14 protein-coding genes are annotated in these 17,704 nt (G+C 70.8%); 2 read left to right on the forward strand and 12 right to left on the reverse strand.

Features of this window, described 5'->3' with window-relative positions:
* Window positions 1-147: 147 nt before the first annotated feature.
* The 9 genes from AR3_RS26180 to AR3_RS26220 form a co-directional block, all read right to left on the reverse strand.
* Complete coding sequence (locus AR3_RS26180) at window positions 148-1,551, reverse strand: metal-dependent hydrolase family protein (protein WP_067917865.1); 1,404 nt, start codon at window positions 1,549-1,551, stop codon at window positions 148-150.
* A 112-nt stretch (window positions 1,552-1,663) separates the two neighbouring features.
* Window positions 1,664-2,854 (reverse strand): PucR family transcriptional regulator, encoded by a 1,191-nt coding sequence (locus AR3_RS26185; RefSeq protein ID WP_169803895.1) that lies wholly within the window; start codon window positions 2,852-2,854, stop codon window positions 1,664-1,666.
* Between the two features lie 422 nt (window positions 2,855-3,276).
* The gene (locus AR3_RS26190) at window positions 3,277-3,654 is read right to left on the reverse strand and encodes a tRNA-binding protein (RefSeq protein WP_067917869.1); all 378 of its coding nucleotides are present in this window, start codon (window positions 3,652-3,654) and stop codon (window positions 3,277-3,279) included.
* Window positions 3,655-3,688: 34 nt separating this feature from the next.
* The gene (locus AR3_RS26195) at window positions 3,689-5,077 is read right to left on the reverse strand and encodes an aspartate aminotransferase family protein (RefSeq protein ID WP_067917871.1); all 1,389 of its coding nucleotides are present in this window, start codon (window positions 5,075-5,077) and stop codon (window positions 3,689-3,691) included.
* Window positions 5,078-5,132: 55 nt separating this feature from the next.
* Window positions 5,133-5,813 (reverse strand): GntR family transcriptional regulator, encoded by a 681-nt coding sequence (locus AR3_RS26200; RefSeq protein ID WP_217998779.1) that lies wholly within the window; start codon window positions 5,811-5,813, stop codon window positions 5,133-5,135.
* A gap of 62 nt (window positions 5,814-5,875) precedes the next feature.
* Window positions 5,876-7,363, reverse strand: a complete 1,488-nt coding sequence (locus AR3_RS26205; protein WP_217998781.1) for an NAD-dependent succinate-semialdehyde dehydrogenase — start codon at window positions 7,361-7,363, stop codon at window positions 5,876-5,878.
* A 17-nt stretch (window positions 7,364-7,380) separates the two neighbouring features.
* Entirely contained in the window at window positions 7,381-10,248 is a 2,868-nt protein-coding gene (locus AR3_RS26210) for an FAD-binding and (Fe-S)-binding domain-containing protein (protein ID WP_067917894.1), read from the reverse strand.
* A complete protein-coding gene (locus tag AR3_RS26215) occupies window positions 10,245-11,510 on the reverse strand; it encodes an aspartate aminotransferase family protein (RefSeq protein ID WP_067917873.1) in 1,266 nt (421 codons plus the stop codon). Before AR3_RS26215 ends, AR3_RS26210 begins: the two co-directional genes overlap by 4 nt.
* An 88-nt stretch (window positions 11,511-11,598) precedes the next feature.
* A complete protein-coding gene (locus AR3_RS26220; RefSeq protein WP_067917875.1) occupies window positions 11,599-12,276 on the reverse strand; it encodes an HAD family hydrolase in 678 nt (225 codons plus the stop codon).
* On the opposite strand from AR3_RS26220, the gene AR3_RS32710 reads away from it, so the two are divergent.
* Both AR3_RS32710 and AR3_RS26230 read left to right on the forward strand, forming a co-directional pair.
* Window positions 12,212-13,480: a DMT family transporter gene (locus tag AR3_RS32710; RefSeq protein WP_281179293.1), complete on the forward strand. Its 1,269-nt coding sequence runs from the start codon at window positions 12,212-12,214 to the stop codon at window positions 13,478-13,480. The genes AR3_RS26220 and AR3_RS32710 overlap by 65 nt on opposite strands.
* 88 nt (window positions 13,481-13,568) lie before the next feature.
* The gene (locus AR3_RS26230) at window positions 13,569-14,957 is read left to right on the forward strand and encodes an amino acid permease (RefSeq protein WP_227023039.1); all 1,389 of its coding nucleotides are present in this window, start codon (window positions 13,569-13,571) and stop codon (window positions 14,955-14,957) included.
* Window positions 14,958-15,094: 137 nt separating this feature from the next.
* Here the strand turns inward: AR3_RS26230 and AR3_RS26235 are convergent, their stop codons facing one another.
* The 3 genes from AR3_RS26235 to AR3_RS26245 all read right to left on the reverse strand — a co-directional run bounded on the left by AR3_RS26235 (window position 15,095) and on the right by AR3_RS26245 (window position 17,700).
* Window positions 15,095-15,733 (reverse strand): GntR family transcriptional regulator, encoded by a 639-nt coding sequence (locus tag AR3_RS26235; RefSeq protein ID WP_067917884.1) that lies wholly within the window; start codon window positions 15,731-15,733, stop codon window positions 15,095-15,097.
* A 132-nt stretch (window positions 15,734-15,865) separates the two neighbouring features.
* Window positions 15,866-17,290 (reverse strand): MFS transporter, encoded by a 1,425-nt coding sequence (locus tag AR3_RS26240; RefSeq protein WP_067917885.1) that lies wholly within the window; start codon window positions 17,288-17,290, stop codon window positions 15,866-15,868.
* A 134-nt stretch (window positions 17,291-17,424) separates the two neighbouring features.
* The gene (locus tag AR3_RS26245) at window positions 17,425-17,700 is read right to left on the reverse strand and encodes an aldehyde dehydrogenase family protein (RefSeq protein WP_083952033.1); all 276 of its coding nucleotides are present in this window, start codon (window positions 17,698-17,700) and stop codon (window positions 17,425-17,427) included.
* Window positions 17,701-17,704: the final 4 nt, after the last annotated feature.

The following is a 17,704-nucleotide window of genomic DNA, read 5'->3' on the forward strand; positions in this document are numbered from 1 at the left end:
CGCCCGGCGCGGAGGCGCGCCGCGCACGCGGACCCCGGCCGACGGGCACGCGGGACGTCAGCGGGCGTCAGCCCGGTTCCCGCGGCGCGGCTTCCTCAACGACATCGAAACCCACACGTCGATCCGCCGATTCGCCTGTCGGTGCGGTCAGCGACGTGCCCGTTGCGCCGCATCTTGATCATCAAGGCGTGGGAGCGGGATCCGGACCGACGCGCCTCGCTGTTTCTCCGCGGATCCGTCATCGTCGTGGGCGACACCGCGGTGGTCATGACACGACTCTTCCGTCTCCGGCGTCAGACGCCGAACCCTCTGGGACGCAACAGAGGAGAGGCCGGCCCTGTCGACCGCCACCTGGCCGTCCTTGACGACCAGGTGGATGCGGCCGCTGTCCTGCAGGATCGAGATGTCGTCGAGCGGGTCCCCGTCCACGACGACCAGGTCGGCGATCTTCCCGGGCGCAAGGGTCCCGAGGTCGTCGAGGCCGAGCAGCTCGGCGTTGGTTCTGGTCGCGGCCACGAGGGCGTCCATCGGCCCCAGCACGGACGCCTTCAGCTGGAGCTCCAGCGCCTTGAAGGGCTGATGCGCGCCGAGGACGTCCGAGCCCGAACCGATGCGCACACCCTTGTCGCGAAGGATGCGCAGGGCCTCGTACGCCCGCTCCAGGACAAGGGCGGCCTGTGCGGCGCTGTCTTCCGTGAGCCCGTGTTCCCGGCCGTCGCGGACGAGGAGATCGAACGTGGCGATGGTCGGTACGGCGAACGTGCCGGCGACGGCCATGGCCTCGGCGGCCTCCTCGTCGACCAGGTTGGCGTGCTCGATACTGCGTACGCCGGCGGCGACGCAGGTCAGGATCGACTCGGGGGTGTAGGCGTGCGCCATCACATGGGTGCGCCGGGCCCGTGCCTCGTGGACGATGGCCGCGATCTCCTCGGCGGTGAACTGCGTGTGCGTCACATGGTCCGTCGGGGAGGTGCAGCCGCCCCCGGCCATGATCTTGATCTGGTCCGCTCCGCGGCGCAGCACCTCGCGAGCGCCCCACTGGCACTGCGGCACGCCGTCGACGACCACTCCCGGGTGGTACAGGCCGTCGCTGCGCCGCTGCCGGTCCTGCACCTCGGCCGGGCGGAAGTCGCTGTGCCCGCCGGTCTGGCTCAGGGGGCCGGTCGCCAGGAACATCCGCGGCCCGGGGACGAGGCCCCGCTCCACCGCCTGCTTGAAGCCGTAGTCGGTGAAGCCGGCGTCGCGCACCGTGGTGAATCCGGCCGCCAGGGTCTGACGCATGTTCGCGAAGGTCTTCGCGGCCAGCACGGGGCGGGACACGGTGTCCACCAGGTTGAGCATCTCGGTGGCCGCGAGGTGGGTGTGGGCGTCGATCAGCCCCGGCAGGACGGTGCGGCCGCCGACGTCGATGACCTGGTTGCGGCCGGTGCGGACAGGTGACCCGCCCATTCCCGTGATGCGCCGGCCCTCGACGCGTATCCACCCTGCCTGGACGGGATCCGAACCGCTTCCGTCGATGATCCGGGCGTTGACCAGGTAGAGGGCGTCCACGGCGAGCTCCTTCGCGGGTGTGGCAGCAGGCTGCTGTTCACGCTAGGAACCGCGTCCAGCGCGGACCATGGACATCCGTTGCGAAGAACGGGCCCCGCCGTACGGCAGACGTTCAGAGCGATTGCGCTCGGTCGGCCTTGGAGTCGATCAGCCGGAGCAGTTTGATGCCCAGGTGCAGGGCGAGCCGGTCCAGCCCGTCACTCAGGTCCATTCCGCTCAGGCATGCGGCCTTCTCCAGACGGTAGTAGACGGTGCCTCGGTGCACGTGCAGACGCGCCGCGGTGGCCTGGTTGTCGCAGCCGGAGTCGAGATAGGTCTCAAGGGTGTCGATCAGGTTCGGCTGGGAGGGCCGGGCCTGCTTGAGCAGCGCCACCCGCGGGTCCATCAGGTCCCGCAGCAGGTGGTCCGGGGTACTGATCAGAACACGCAGCGCGCCGAGCCGATCCCAGGAGCACACCGGACCCGTCGCCGGCCAGACCGTGGCGGCCCGCGCGGCCAACTGTGCGTGTTCGTACGACAGGTGGGCGTCATGCAGATCGGACTGCGGGTCGCCGATGCCGACCACGAGCTCGGGGAGATCGCGAGCGTCGGCGAGCAGGTGATCGATGATGCGTTCGGTGTGCCCTGGGTCCGCCGTCGGCGGGACCGCCGTGAGGACCACGGCTCCTTCCGCGTCGAGGCATCTGAGGGCACCGCGAGAGAGTCCGCCGTGGTCACGCCACAGCCAGTGCGCCAGGGCGTCCGTGCCGAACCCGCCGCGCACGGGCCGCAGGAATATGACGACGACCGGCCAGCCGACGGGGAACCGCCCCTGCTCGCTCAGACGATCGGCCGCCTTGCCGCGTACGGCCGCCGATCCCCGGACGAGGTCCCTGAGCAGGTCGGCGTCACTGTGCCGGGCCTGCTGATCCAGGTAGAGAATGCGTCCCACCTGGGCCGCCGCTTCCATGACCGCGTCCATGCGGGTCTCGTCCAACTCCTGACGAACGTCGAGGAGGCAGATGTAGCCGCAGGTGGTCGACGCCCAGCGGGCAGGAACCACGACCCGACTGGCCAGCTCGCGTTCCGGGTCCGCCGGAATGCGTACCGGGGCGGTCGCCTTGTCGATGTCGTGTCGGCCGAACCATTCGCGGACCCATTCCGGGGTCGACCGCAGGAGCAGCGCGCGTCGGCGGACAGAGTCGATTTCGGCATCCTCATGAGGCCCGAACACGATGGAGTTCAAGCGGGTGTCCGTCAGCGACGTCGGTACGCCGACCTCGGCGGAGATGCCGTTGATGATGTCCTGAAGCTCCTGTAGCACGGCGGCCTCCCGCAGCGTCCCGGGGGCGTGAGCGAGAAGGGCCTCTTCTCCTCTCACAGCTGGGAACATACTGTCAGACAAACTGACATGGAGAGAATGCCTTCATTGCGCGCGGCACGCCGCGCAGGCGGCCGATGGCCGATGCCGGCTTCATGGTCGACCCGACCGCACGGGAGAAGGCGTCGGGTGCGCCCTCGCCGCACACGTGCGGCCCCGAGGCCCCGGACCCGCGGCTACCGCGCGATGGTCTTCACCGCGGTCGTCCAGGGGCGCCTTCCGGCGGGAATGCCTGATGCTCCGCCGCCGCCCAGGCCCCATCAGGGCGATCGGACAGCGGCTGGACAACGGCCGCTCGCCCGGCACCGGTCCTGAGCGAGCGGCCGATCGCGAGGCTGGACGCCGCCGCGGCTCCAGCCGGCGACTCAGCAGATGACGTCGCCGGGGCTGACACCGGTTCCGGGATCGAGCAGGTGGACGGTGCCGTCGCCGTCCTGCGCGCCCAGGAGGAGGAACTCGCTCTTGAAACCGGCGATCCGCTTGGCGCCGATGTTGACCACGCCGACGACGAGACGGCCCAGGAGCTCTTCCCGCCGGTAGTTGGTGACCTGCGCACTGGTGCGCAGGGTCCCGATCTCGGCTCCGAAGTCGACGGTGAGCTTCCAGGCGGGCCGACGGGCTTCGGGGAACGACTCTACGTCCGTGACGCGGCCCACGCGGATGTCGACCGCGAAGAACTGGTCCGGAGAGACTTGGGGTTTGGCCGGGGGCTGGGCGGCGGATGTGCTGGAAACGTTCGGCATGTGCTGGTCCTTGATGTTTCGGATGGCAGGCGGGTCAGCGGTCGTGGAGGAAGCGGCGGTCGGCGTCGGCCAGGGCCTGGGCCAGCAGGTCGACGATCTCGTCGAGTTCCTCCCGGGTGGAGATCAGCGGGGGTGCGATCTGTACGACCGGATCGCCCCGGTCGTCCGCGCGCGCCAGGAGGCCCAGGTCGCGCATGCGCGTTGGGAGGAAGCGTTTGATCAGTTCGTTCTTGCGGTCCGCGGCGAAGCGCTCGCCGTCCGGCCCGTCGACGAGTTCGAGCGCCCAGAAGAAGCCGTCACCGCGCACGTCGCCGACGATGTCCAGCTCGGTCAGTTCGGCGAGCCGCGCGCGGAGGTGCCCGGTCAGGGCGCGAACGTTGTCCAGTACGCCGTCCCGCTCGAAGACGTCGAGGTTGGTCAGCGCGATCGCGGCGGCGACCGGGTGTCCGGCGAAGGTCAAGCCGTGCAGGAGGGTGACTCCGTCGCCGTAGAAGGGCTCGGCCACCTTGTCGGAGACCAGGACGGCGCCGAGCGCGGCGTACGACGAGGTGAGTCCCTTGGCCGTGGTGATCATGTCTGGTACGGCACCGTACCTGGACACGGAGAAGTAGTCGCCGATCCGGCCGAATCCGGTGATGACCTCGTCGGCGACCAGGAGGAAGCCGTAGCGGTCGGCCATCGCCCGCAGCCCTGCCCAGTAACCCGCCGGGGGCGTGAAGCAGCCGCCGGCGTTCTGCACGGGTTCGGCGATCAGCAGGGACACGCGCTCCGGGCCGGCCTCCAGCACCGCCGCCTCGGTCTCGGCCAGCAGCCGGGAGGTGAAGGCTTCCTCGTCGGCGTCGGTCGTGCGATAGCGGTTGGTGTTCGGGACGTGGGTGACGTCCAGCGCCGGAGCGCCGAAAGGTTCCTTGAGCGCCGGAATGCCGGTCAGGGCGAGGGCGCCCATGGTCTGGCCGTGGTAGGCGGTGCGGCGGGCGATCGCCTTGGTGCGCTGCGGCTGGCCCTGAGCCACGTGGTACATGCGGGCGAGCTTCCACGCGGACTCCACTGACTCCGAGCCGCCGGAGGTGAAGAAGACGCGGTTGATGCCGTCGGGGGCCAAAGCGGCGAGGCGTTCGGCAAGCTCGATCGCCGCGGGGTGCGCGGTGTTCCACAGGGTGCTGAACGGCAGGCGGCTCAGCTGTCGTTCGGCCGCCTTGGCGAACTCGGGGCCGTAGGAGTAGCCGAGCTGGGCGCAGAAAAGAGCCGACAGCCCGTCGATGTAGCGCTTTCCGGCGGCGTCGTAGAGGTAGACGCCTTCCCCTCGCTCCGGCAGGAACACGTGCTGCCCGTTGCGCAGACTCGCGTGCTGACCGAAATGAAGGAGAAGGTGGTCGCGGGCAGACGCCTGGAGCCGAGCGGCGTTTGTGGACTGTTCGGGCATGCGAGTCCTCCGAAAAATGGTCGGTGGGCGCAGGGGGCGGGAGACGGCGGTGTCTTCAGTCCCCGTCGGCGCCCGTCAGATCACGCACCGCCGAGTCCAGGTGCGCGTTGACGGCGTCCAGGAGGGCCTGCTCGTCTTCGCCCTGGAGCAGGACCAGCAGGTGCTGGTGTTCGGCGACGAGCAGCTCCTGCCGCGGATAATGGTGCATGAGGTTGGCCAGGCAGATCCGGGTCTCGGCGAGCAGGGTGGCGAACATCCTGCTGAGCCTGGGGCTCTCGGCGGCGTCGACGAGGGCGCTGTGGAAGGCCAGGTCCTGTTCGGCGATGAGGCGAGGGTCGCCCTGGTCGGCCAGGGCGCGCATCTCCTCGACAACGGCGGCGAGCCGCTCCAGATGGTGCCGGGATCTGCCGCGGTGCAGCAGGGTCGCCGCCTCGCGTTCGACCGCACGCCGCGCAGTGTAGATGTCCATGATGTCGGCGACGTCCAATTCGACGACGAACACGCCGCGGTTGGGGATGTTCCTCAGCAGACCTTCCTGGACGAGGCGTTGGAGCGCCTCGCGGACCGGGCCGCGGCTGACTCCCAGACGGGCCCCCAGCTGCGGCTCGATCATCCGGCTGCCCGGCGCGAAGGCGCCGGAGACGATCTGCTCCCGCAGCCGGTCGGCGATGACCTCGGGAGTGCTTCGCAGGTTGACCGGGGTGAGCTCGTCGAGTCCTGGCTGCGACGCCTTCACTGAGCCCTTTCGCGGCCGGCCTGGCTGTCGTCCCCTGCCCTTTCTGCCGGGTGCGAACGCACTCATGACGCCGAGCGGTCCCGCACGGGTACGGCGATGTACTTGTACTCCAGAAACTCCTCGATGCCGACCCGTCCGCCTTCCCGGCCCAGACCGGACTGCTTGACGCCGCCGAAGGGCGCGGCCGGGTTGGAGACCAGGCCGGTGTTGAGGCCGACCATGCCGACCTCCAGACGTTCGCTGACGTTCAGGGCGCGGTCGAGGTCCTGGGTGAAGAGGTAGCCGACGAGTCCCCAGTCGGTGTCGTTGGCCATGCCCACGACCTCGTCCTCGTCGTCGAAGGCGATCACCGGCGCGACGGGGCCGAAGATCTCGGTGGTCAGCATGTCGCTGTCCCGGCTGACCTGGGCCAGGACCGTCGGCGGGTAGAAGTGGCCCGCGCCCTGCGGGACGGTGCCGACGGCGACGACCTCGGCGCCCTTGGCGACCGCGTCCTCGACGAGAGACGTCACCTTCTGCTTGCTCGCGGCGTCGATGAGGGGGCCGACCTGGACGCCGTCGCGGGTGCCCGGCCCCACGGTGAGGGCGGCCATCCGTGCGGCGAGGCGCTCGGCGAACTCTTTCGCGACGGACCGATGGACGAACAGCCGGTTGGCCGCCGTGCACGCCTCGCCCATGTTGCGCATCTTCGCCGTCATCGCGCCTTCGACGGCGGCGTCGAGGTCGGCGTCCTCGAAGACGATGAAAGGGGCGTTGCCGCCGAGTTCCATCGAGGTCCGGACGACCGTGTCCGCGCACTGGGCGAGCAGCAGCCGGCCGACGGCGGTGGAGCCGGTGAAGGACAGCTTGCGGATGTCGCCGCCGCGCAGGGCCGGTTCGACGACGTCTTGGGCGCGGGTGGTGGTGACGACGTTGAGGACGCCGTCGGGCAGCCCGGCCTCTTGGAGGATCCGGGCCAGCGCGAGGCTGGACAGCGGGGTCTGAGGGGCGGGCTTGAGGACCATCGTGCAGCCGGCGGCGACCGCGGGGCCGATCTTGCGGGTGCCCATCGCCAGGGGGAAGTTCCACGGGGTGATCAGCATGCAGGGGCCGACGGGCTGCCGCATGACCATGATCCGGTTGCGGCCGTCGGGCGTGGTCGTCATGCCACCGTCGATGCGGACCGCCTCCTCGGAGAACCAGCGGAAGAACTCGGCGGCGTACGCCACCTCGCCACGCGCCTCGGCGAGCGGCTTGCCCATCTCCAGGGTCACCAGCATCGCCAGCTCGTCGGTGCGCTCGACGATCAGCTCGAAGGCGCGGCGCAGGATCTCGCCGCGCACCCGCGGCGCGGTGCGCGCCCAGGAGCCCTGGGCCGCCACCGCCGCCTCGACGGCGTGGGCGCCGTCGGCCGCGCCGCCGTCGGCGATCTCGCACAGCCGTGTCTCGGTGGCGGGGTTCTCCACGGCGAAGGTCCGGCCGTCGGCCGCCGGGACCCACCGGCCCGCGATGAACAGCTGCCGGGGGACGTCCGCGATGACGTCCGTCCTGATGTCGTTGGTGTCGGCCATGTGCGTGTCTCCCAAGGTCAGGAGGGCGAAGGGGGTTGGGGGTCGTCCAGGAGCTGTGCCAGGTGGACGGCGCCGGGGCGGCCGTCTCCGACGAGGTGCTCGATCTGCATCTGGCAGCTGATCCCGTCGGCCAGGACCGGTGTCCCGGGCGCGACGGCTTCCAGCCGGTGGCGCAGCGCCTGGTCGGCGACGGCGAGCGAGATGTCGTAATGCTCCTGCTCGAAGCCGAAGTTGCCGGCCGCGCCGCAGCAGCCGGCGACCTCGGTGATCTTGTCGATGCCGAGGTCGCGCAGGAGGTCGCGCTGCTGTCCGGCACCGAAGACGGCGTATTGGTGGCAGTGGGTCTGAAGCAGCACCTCGTCGGGTACCCGCCGGGGCCTCCACCCCGCGGCGACGCGCTCGGCGAGCGCCCCGGCGAAGGTCTGCACCCGCGCGGCGACACGGCGGGCCGCCTCGCTGTCCACCAGCTCCGGCAGATCCTTGGCGAGAGCCGCGGCGCAGCTGGGCTCCGTGACGACGATCGGCCCCTCGGTCGCGTCGAGGACGGCGGCCGTTCGGCCCAACACGCGCCGGGCGATGCCGAGTTGGCCGGTGGTGATCCAGGTCAGGCCGCAGCAGACGTCGCCGCGCGCCTGGGCGGGCAGCCCGGCGTCGGCGAGAACTCGGAAGGCGGCTCCGGCCAGTTCGGGTCGGAAGGCCTTCGTGAACGAGTCCACCACGAGGACCGCCGCGGGCGCTTGCGCCGTCTCCGCCACACCGCGCAGCCACGCGCGGTGTCCGTGGAACGCGGGCAGGCGCCGCTTCGGCGTCACCCCGCCCAGGCGGGCGATCCATGGCCCGAGACGGCTGCCCATCACCGCGTTGACCGGCCGAGGCATGCGTCCGGCGAGCGCCGCCCACAGCGGTAGCCAGCCGAGCGAGTAATGCGAGAGGGGACGCAGGCGCCATTTGTAGTGGTGGTGCAGGAACTCCGACTTGTACGTCGCCATGTCGACGCCGACCGGGCAGTCGCTGGAGCACGCCCTGCACGACAGGCACAGGTCAAGTGCCTCACGGGCGTCCCGGGAGCGCCAGCCGCCGGGCAGCGCCCCGCGCAGCATCTCCTGCAAGGTCCGCGCCCGACCGCGGGTGGAGTGCTGTTCGTCGCCGGTGGCCCGGTAGCTGGGACACATCACACCGCCGATGTGGCTACGGCATCGGCCCACGCCCACACAGCGGTTGGCGGCCGCGGTGATGCCTCCCGGGTCTTCCCGCAGGGCGAACACCGTCGAAGTGGCGGTGGTCCTGCCCGTGTCGAGGGCGAGGTCCGCGTCCAGTGGGCGGGGGTCGACGAGGATGCCCGGGTTGAGCAGGCCCTCGGGATCCCAGGCGTGCTTGAAGGCCGCGAAGGCGTCCAGCATCTGCTGGTCGTACATCACCGACAGCAGCTCGCTGCGGGCTCGGCCGTCGCCGTGCTCGCCGGAGAGGGTTCCCCCGTGCCGTACGACGAGCCGGGCGGCCTCGGCGAGGAAGGCGCGCATGGCGGCGCGGCCCTCGGCGGTGTCGGGGCGGAAGTCGAGCCGTACGTGGACGCAGCCCGCGCCGAAGTGGCCGTACAGTACGCCGGTGAGCCGGTGTTCGGCCATGAGGGCGCGAAAGTCGCGCAGATAGCCCGACAGCCGGTCGGGGGCGACCGCCGCGTCCTCCCAGCCGGGCCAGGTCGCGCTGCCGTCGGTGAGCCGGGAGGCCAGGCCCGCGCCGTCCTCGCGCACCCGCCACAACGAGGCGCGCTCGGAGCGGTCGGTGATCAGTCGACCGGAGACCATCCGGCCCGCCGCCTTCAGCTCGCCCAGGAGGCGTTCGGCATCCGCGGTCACCTGCCGCGGGTCGTCCCCGTCGAGGTCGACGTACAGCCAGGCGCGGCCTTCGGGCAGTCCGGTCACGGAGGATGCGCCCCGGCGATGGCGCATGGCGGCCACCATCGCCTCGTCCATGCCCTCGACGGCGGCCGGGGAGAACGTCAGGATCAGCGGCACGTCCTCGGCCGCGTCGACGACATCGTCGTAGCCGAGTGCTATGAGCAGCGAGGCCGGCGGCTTCGGCCTCAGACGCACGGTGGCAGAGACCACCGTGGCGCAGGTCCCCTCCGTTCCGGCCAGGGCCCGTACGACGTCGAACCCGTTCTCGGGCAGCAGGTGCTGGAGCTGGTAGCCGGAGATCTGGCGCGGGATGCGGCCTAGAGTCAGGCGGATCGCCGCCAGGTTCGCCTCGACGACGCCGCGCAGGCTCGCCGTCAGCCGCGCCACCCGTTCCCGGTCCGCCTCGTCCACGGCGTGCAGCCCGTCGCGGTCCGCGACCACGCGGGTGCCGTCGGCCAGGACCAGGTCGAGGCCGAGGAGGTGCTCGCCGGTGCGGCCGTAGCGTACGGAGTGGTTGCCGCACGCGTCATTGCCGATCATCCCGCCGATGGTGCAGCGATTGTGCGAGGACGGGTCCGGGCCGAAGACCAGCCCGTGCGGGGCGACGGCGGCCTGGAGGTCGTCGAGGACGATGCCGGCCTCGACGCGCGCCGTCCGCGCGGACGGGTCGATCTCCAGGACGCGGCGCATGTGACGGGACAGGTCCAGGACGAGGCCGGTCCCGAGGGCGTTGCCGGCCATGCTGGTGCCCGCGCCGCGGACGGTGACGGGCACGCCGAGCCGGTGGCAGACCCGGTGCGCGGCGGCGACCTCGTCAGCGGTCGCGGGGAACGCCACGGCCAGCGGCGGCACCCGGTAGTTGGACGCGTCGTAGGAGTACTGCGCGCGCCGGCCGCCGGAGGCGTCGGTCCGCAGGGACGGCACCTCCAGGCGCAGTGCCTCCACCAGGTCCTCAGCGGTGACCGGAGAGAGGGACGTGCCGGTCATGACGCGGCGGCCGTGCCCTTGGCGACGGCGGCCTGCCAAGCGGCGAGCCCTTCGTCGACGGCGGCCTCGTCGATGACCAGCGCCGGCATCATGCGCACGACGTTGTGCCACGGACCGCACAGCAACAACAGCAGTCCCTCGGCGGCGGCGGCCTGCTGCACCCGGGCGGCGGTGGCCGGGTCGGGGGATCCGTCGGCGGTGACGAACTCGTTGGCGAGCATCAGGCCCAGTCCGCGGACGTCGGCGATGCCCGGAGTGGCGCGGGCGACCTCCTCCAGGCCGGCGCGCAGTCGCCGCCCCATGGCGTCGGCGTTCTCCACCAGCCTCTCGTCGCGGATCACGTCGAGGGTGGCGACCGCGGCCGCGCACGCGACGGCGTTGCCGCCGTAGGTGCCGCCCTGCGAGCCGGGGTGCGCCTTGCTCATCAATTCCTCAGAGGCGGCGATGCCGGACAGCGGAAAGCCGCTGGCCAGGCCCTTGGCGATGGTGATGACGTCCGGGCGGACGTCCTCGGCGTGGTCGTGGCCCCAGAAGCGGCCGGTGCGGCCGAAGCCGGTCTGGATCTCGTCGATGACGAGCACGATGCCGTAGCGGTCGGCGCGCTCGCGCAGCCCGCGCAGGAAGGCGGGGTCGGCCGGGATGTAGCCGCCCTCGCCGAGCACCGGCTCGACGACGAAGGCCGCCGTGTCCTGCGGGGCGGTGACGGTCTGGAGCAGGTAGTCGAGCTCGCTGAGCGCGAAGCGTGTGGCGGTCTCCTGGTCCCAGCCGTAGCGGGAGGCCGCGGGGAACGGGGCGACGGCGACGCCCGACATCAGCGGGGAGAAGCCGGTACGGAACCTGGTGCCGGACGTGGTCATCGAGGCCGCGGCGACGGTGCGTCCGTGGAAGCCGCCGTGGAAGACGACGATGTTGGGGCGGCCGGTGGCCTGCCGGGCCAGCCTCAGGGCCGCCTCGACGGCCTCGCTGCCGGAGTTGGCGAAGAACAGGCTGTCCAGCCCGGCGGGCAGCACGTCCCCGAGCCGCTCGACCAATCGCTGGAGCGGCTGGTGCATGACGGTCGTGTACTGGCCGTGGATGAGCTTGCCGACCTGCTCCTGGGCGGCGGCGACCACACGCGGGTGGCAGTGGCCCGTGCTGGTGACACCGATGCCGGCGGTGAAGTCCAGGTAGCGGCGGCCGTCGGTGCCGTAGACGTGGACGCCTTCGCCGCGTTCGACGGTGACGGGGGTGGCTTGGCGCAGGTGCGGGGACAAGCTGGTCATGGCGGTTGCGACTCCTCGTGCGGGTCGAGCTGAGGTCCGTGCCGGGCACCGGGGCGCTGGGAGGGCCCGGCACGGACCGCAGCGGCGGTCAGCCGTTGAACTTCTCGTGGACCTCGTTGACGGTGGCCGCCAGGTCCGTCAGGTCACGGCGGACGGCATGGGCGATCGACGGGTCGTCCTTCTCATCAAGGCGGTTGATCCATACGCGGGCGATGCCGAGCCGGCCGGCCGGCACCATGTCGTGGAAGTAGCTCTGCGCCACGTGCACCCAGCGGTCACGGGTGACCCCGAGGGACTTCTCGAAGTACTCGAAGTGGTTGTGGGCCGGCTTGTAGGCGCCGGAGTCCTCAGCGGTGACGATCGCGTCGAACTGGATCTGCAGGCGGCGCTGGGTCTCGCCGATGACGACGCGGTCGCAGTTTGTGAGCAGGGCGAGGTTCCAGCCGGCCTCCTGCAGCTCGCGCAGGGCCTGCTGGGTATCGGGGAAGACGGGCCAGAACGGGATGGCGGCCCTCAGGACCTGGAACTGGTCCTCCACCAGGTCGAGCTTCGCCTCGGCGGCCGCGCGCTTCAGGGTCTCCACCAGGACGTCGCTGTAGCGCATGCCGGGGTGCTCGCTCTGCACCTGCGGCTCGTGGCGGTTGTAGACATCCAGCAGCTCCCGGCCCTTGCCGGGGGCGACGAGCTCGATGCCGGTGGCGATGCCGTGGCGCCAGTCCACGAGGGTGCCGAAGCAGTCGAAGGTGACCCAACGCTTCTCGCTCATTGGTCTTTCTCCGGGTTCGTCGAAGGAAGGAGCCGGGGCGGGGTTGCGACCAGAAGCCGACCGGCATTGCCAACAAGCGGATCGTCTACGATTCCGCGCCGCGTGTCTCTCGCCGGCTGTTCAGAGATGGCGGCGACGACTTTCGACGCCTGCACATGGTTCGCCGTCGCATGAGCGCTCTACGGTCCTCGGCACCAGTGGCATTTCGCGAAGCCGCCCCAATCCCCCGAGCACTTCGGAGATCTGCGTGCCGCCTCATGCCCGCTCGCACACGACCGTCCCGGCCAGTGCCCCTCGGTCTCCCTCGTCACGACAGCGCTCGCCGACCGGCCGGGCCGCCGCCGCGGCGGCCGGCGCCGCCGTCATCTGGGGAACCCTGGGTCCGGTGACGTCCCGGTTCCCGGCCGAGAACCTGCTGCACGTGGCGGAGCTGCGCCTGATGATCGGCGCCGCGACCCTGTACGTACTGGCCCGGCGCCGCCGGATGGGTCATGTGCCCTGGCAGCGACGGGAGTTGCGGGCAGTCGCCATCGGCTCAGTGGCCGTGTCGGGCTTTTCGGTCTGCTATTTCCACGCCGTCGAACTGTCGGGGGTGGCCACGAGCACGGTGATCGCTATCGGTGGCGCACCGGTCGTCGCGGGCCTCACCGCCCGCCTCGTCACCGGGCGGTCCGTCACCCGCACCTGGGCCGTCGCCACCGCCTTGGCCGTTACCGGCATCGCCCTGGTGTCCCTGCCGGGCGGTGCCCTCTCCTTCAGCCTGCCCGGCATCGCCCTCGCGGGCCTGGCGGCAGGCCTGTACGCGGCGCAGGCCGACACGATCCAGCTGGTGGCCCGGCGGCACGGCCCCGCCACCGCGGTGGCCGCCATCTTCGCGGGCGGCGCCGTGACCCTCGTTCTCTGGCTGCCCGGCGCCGTGTCCTGGGCGGCCGCCGACACCGGGCGTCTGATCGGCGTGCTCTACCTCGGCGTGTGCACAACCGCCGTCGCCTACGCCCTCTTCGCCCACGGCGTCGACCGACTCGGCGCCCCGACCGCGGTCACCGTCTCCCTGCTGGAACCGGCCGTCGCCGCCGTCCTGGCCGCCGTATGGCTGCACGAGGAGCTTTCCGCCCCGCGCTGGGCCGGGATCGTCCTCGTCCTGGGCGGGCTCGCGCTCATGACGCGACCGCGTCGGCTCGCCCCGGCCCGGTACCGGGTCTGATCCTCCGGTCCTTCCCTCCTCGGGCTGCGGCCCCTCCATGGACCCGCCAGTCGGCGGGCCCCTTTCCGAGTCATGCAAGGGACCCTTCGTGCAACAACTGCAACCCGGCCTCAAAGGCCGCCATCTGAGCATGATCGCTATCGGCGGAGTCATCGGCGCCGGCCTGTTCGTCGGGTCGGGCGCCGGCATCCGCAGCACCGGTCCGGCCATCATCGTCTCCTATGCCCTCGCCGGAATCCTGGTCGTCCTGGTGATGCGCATGCTGGGCGAGATGTCCGCGGCCGCCCCCTCGACCGGTTCCTTCTCCTCGTACGCCGACCTAGCCCTGGGCCGCTGGGCCGGCTTCACCATCGGATGGCTGTACTGGTGGTTCTGGGTGGTGGTCCTCGCCGTAGAGGCGACCGCCGGCGCCGCAATCGTGCACAACTGGATGCCCGCCGTCCCCGCCTGGCTCGTCGCCCTGCTCGTGATGGTCGTGCTGACCGGCACCAACGTGTGCTCCGTCGGCTCCTTCGGCGAGTTCGAGTTCTGGTTCTCCGCCATCAAGGTCGGCTCCATCGTCGTCTTCATCGTCCTCGGCGGCCTGGCCGTCTTCGGCCTGCTGCCCGGCACCGAACCGGTCGGCACGGACAACCTCACCGGCCACGGCGGTTTCTTCCCGCGCGGCGGCGGAGCGGTCGTGACCGGCATGCTGAGCGTCGTCTTCAGCTTCATGGGCAGCGAGATCGTCACCATCGCCGCCGCCGAGTCGAAGGACCCCGGCCGCGCCGTCGCCAAGGCGATCGCCAGCGTCATCTGGCGCATCCTGGTCTTCTATCTGGGCCCGATCGCCGTCGTCATCACACTGCTGCCCTGGGACAGCAGCAAGATCGGCAGCAGCCCGTACGTCGCCGTCCTGGAGCACATCGGCATCCCCGGAGCCGCGCCCGCGATGGACGTCATCGTGCTGACCGCGGTGCTCTCCTGTCTCAACTCGGGCATCTACACGGCGTCCCGGATGGCGTTCTCCCTCGCCGAGCGCGGTGACGCACCCCGGTCGTGGACGCGGGTGACCTCCCGAGGCGTGCCGCGCCGGGCGATCTTGGCCTCCGTGGCCTTCGGGTTCCTCGCCGTGGGCTTGAACTACTACTCCCCCGACTTCGCCTTCACCTTCCTGCTCAACTCCTCCGGGGCGGTGGCGCTGTTCGTCTGGCTGGTCGTCGCCGTATCGCAGCTGCGACTGCGCCGCAGGTACGAGCGGGAGGCCCCGGAACGGCTGGTGCTGCGCATGTGGGGCTTCCCGGTCCTGACATGGGTGGCGATCGTCGGCATCATCGCCGTCCTGGTCACGATGCTGTTCGACGCCTCCGCGCGACCGCAGCTGCTGTGGTCGGTCGGCGTGGCGGCTCTGGTGCTGGTGTGCGCGTGGGTGCGGCAGACGCGGCGCGGTGGCGTTCCGGTCGAACCGCCAGACCCGCGGCGGGAGCCGGTCCGCTGACGTTCCCGCCTCCGCCGTCTCCTCCGGAGGCGGCGGAGGCTCCTATGGATATCGATCGCGCAGGTCGTGATCAATCCTGGCCGGGGCAGGGCGACGCGGATCAGCCAGGTAACAGATGGTCACCCGCATCACCGCTGTCAGCGGCCTGTGAGCGCCCTGACGGCACTGTGCAGGTGGGCACGCATCAACGTCCGTGCCGCAGCCGCATCCTGCGCCTCCAGAGCGTCGAGGATCCGGCGATGTTCGTCCACGAGGTCGGCACGGCGCGGATAGTGGACCTCCAGCTGCACCAGGCACATCCGCACTTCCTCCAGCAGGCCGTGGAACAGCCGGACCAGCCGCGCGCTTCCCGCGGCCTCGACCAGCGCCGTGTGAAAAGCGAGATCGGCCTCTGCCACCTCACTCCACGGGGCGTCGGCGGGAAGGCTTTGCAGATGCTCCAGCGCCTGCCCCACCTGGTGCAGGCGCTTCGATGAACGGCCCGATGCCGACAGATGGCCGACCACGTGCAGTTCGACGGCTTCCCGCGCGAAGTAGACGTCACGTACGTCTGCGCCGTTCATCTCCGGTACGACGGCCGAGCGGCCGGTGTCCCGGCGCAGCACTCTGCGCTCGACCAGGTGCTGCAGGGCGGTGCGTACGGTGGGGCGGGCGACGTTGAACCGCTCGGCCAGCTCCACCTCCGGGAGTTTCGAGCCGGGCGGCAGATCGCCGCTGAGGATCTGCCGGCGCAGTTCCTCGACCAGTGCCTGCACGGCGGTGACGCGTTGCAGCACGGTGCAGCCCCCTACTCCGTTTCACAGGCGAACATATTGTCGCACAGTCTGACAGTAGTGCGATGTCGGGTATCCGGACGCGCTTGACGCGCCCCGACCGTGCCGTTTCGGGGCGCGTCAAGCGACTGCGGATCAGGGCGAGGCGGGGCTCCCCAGCCGAGCCGTGTCAGGAGCGGGATCCGTCATCCGGTGCCGGCCCTTGGGGCTGAGGTCTTCGAGGGTGCGTCCCTTGGTCGCGAGTCCCAGGGTCAGCACGGTCAGCACGCCCGCCAGGAGGACGGCCGACGTGACGCTGAAGACGGCGTTCAGTCCGCCGTGGGCTGCCGCGGCCGTGAAGGCGAAGGGGGCGATGATGCCGCCGATGCGGCCGAAGGCGGAGGCGGTCCCCTGACCGGTGGCGCGGATCTCGGTCGGGTAGGTCTCCGGTGTGTAGGTGTACAGCAGGGCGTAGACGCCGTTCATGAACAGCGAAAGCGCCGCGCCGAAGCCGATGATGGCGCCCTCGGAGTCGGCCAGCGCCATACCGAGGGCGGACAGCGTGGCCCCGGACAGGTACAGGGCGATGGCCCGCTTGCGGTCGAGGTACTCCGACAGGAAGGCGGCGCTGAAGTAGCCCGGGATCTGGGCCAGGTAGATGTACAGCACGAAGCTGAAGGACTTCACGACGGTCATGCCGCTGTCGGCCAGAAGCTTGGGCATCATCGTGAAGAAGCCGTAGTAGGCGAACGTGAGGCAGAACCACATCACCCAGGCCACGAAGGTCCGCTTGACGTAGGGGCCGCTCCACAGCACCAGGAGCTTCCTGCCCATCGAGGCATGGGCCAGGTGATTGGTCGCCGACGCGGCGTCCGGCTCGGCCGGAACGGGCGGCAGGGCGGCGCCGGTCTCCTTGCGCACCGAGTCCTCCAGCGCGGCGACGACCTGCTCGGCCTCCTCCACACGGCCCTTCGACAACAGGTAGCGCGGGGATTCGGGCATGGAGCGCCGCCACCAGATCACGGCCAGGATGGGCAGCGCCAGGATGATCTGGGCGTACCTCCACCCGTCGTCGAACGGAGAGATCACGTACCTGCCGATCAGCGCGGACAGGACGTAGCCGAAGGAGAAGAACCCGGCGACGGCACCGATGAACCGGCCCCTGTAGCGCCCGGGCACGAACTCCGAGAGGTACGGGGCGATGATGGCGCTCTCCGCCCCGATGCCGACGCCGGCCAAGACGCGGAAGGCGAACAGCACCCAGTAGTTGGGCGCGAGCGCGGCGACCAGCGTCATGCTCGTGTACGCGACGAGCGAGCCGAGCATGACCTTCTTGCGCCCCAGCTTGTCCCCCAGCGTGCCGGCGGTGAGGGCGCCGATCAGGAAGCCGATGAGCAGCGCGCTGGCCAGCAGGGAGATCTGGCCGGCGCTCAGCGCCCACTGCTGGGCGACCACCGGCAGGATGAAGGCGATGATCGCCGCGTCGGCTCCATCGAAGGTGTAGCCGAGACCGCCGATGACAAGGAGCTTGCGATGGGTGCGGCTCAGGGGTAGGCGCTCGAGCCGTGCGATGTGGTTCATGATCGGTCCTCGAGATCGGGGGCGCTGAGGCTGCGGGTAGCCGAGCCCGAACGAAGGGGGGAGAGGAGATGTCTGAACCGGCGGCGTGGGAGGCCGCTGGTGGGAAGGACCGTACAACCGCCGGAAGTGCTGGACTATGGGCAGCGGTTCGAGTGTCGCCGCTGCTCTTTGGGCATTTGACGAACTCGCGGCGGCCTGTGCACGGCCTCCCGGCGGCGTCGGGCCGCGCCCGGCGTCACCACGCACTGCTCGCGGGAGACGATCGGGCCCATGGCGGTGTCGGGGGACATCGGGTCGCCGAGGCGGATGCCCGCGGCGATGGCCCGCATCCGCTCGATCATCTCCTCGTACACGGGCCGCTGTGCGGAACGTCTGGAGGCACCCTTCGGCGGACTCGTGGACAGCGGCACCGGC

The organism is Actinomadura rubrobrunea NBRC 15275, assembly GCF_001552235.1.
In the GTDB taxonomy this organism is placed as follows: domain Bacteria; phylum Actinomycetota; class Actinomycetes; order Streptosporangiales; family Streptosporangiaceae; genus Spirillospora; species Spirillospora viridilutea.

What these genes read in the sequence shown, in the direction of transcription:
- AR3_RS32710 (WP_281179293.1), top strand. Translation starts at nt 12,212, where the DNA reads ATGCCGTGGCGCCAGTCCACGAGGGTGCCGAAGCAGTCGAAGGTGACC.
- AR3_RS26215 (WP_067917873.1), bottom strand. Translation starts at nt 11,510, where the DNA reads ATGACCAGCTTGTCCCCGCACCTGCGCCAAGCCACCCCCGTCACCGTC.
- AR3_RS26205 (WP_217998781.1), bottom strand. Translation starts at nt 7,363, where the DNA reads ATGGCCGACACCAACGACATCAGGACGGACGTCATCGCGGACGTCCCC.
- AR3_RS26195 (WP_067917871.1), bottom strand. Translation starts at nt 5,077, where the DNA reads ATGCCCGAACAGTCCACAAACGCCGCTCGGCTCCAGGCGTCTGCCCGC.
- AR3_RS26240 (WP_067917885.1), bottom strand. Translation starts at nt 17,290, where the DNA reads ATGAACCACATCGCACGGCTCGAGCGCCTACCCCTGAGCCGCACCCAT.
- AR3_RS26190 (WP_067917869.1), bottom strand. Translation starts at nt 3,654, where the DNA reads ATGCCGAACGTTTCCAGCACATCCGCCGCCCAGCCCCCGGCCAAACCC.
- AR3_RS26220 (WP_067917875.1), bottom strand. Translation starts at nt 12,276, where the DNA reads ATGAGCGAGAAGCGTTGGGTCACCTTCGACTGCTTCGGCACCCTCGTG.
- AR3_RS26210 (WP_067917894.1), bottom strand. Translation starts at nt 10,248, where the DNA reads ATGACCGGCACGTCCCTCTCTCCGGTCACCGCTGAGGACCTGGTGGAG.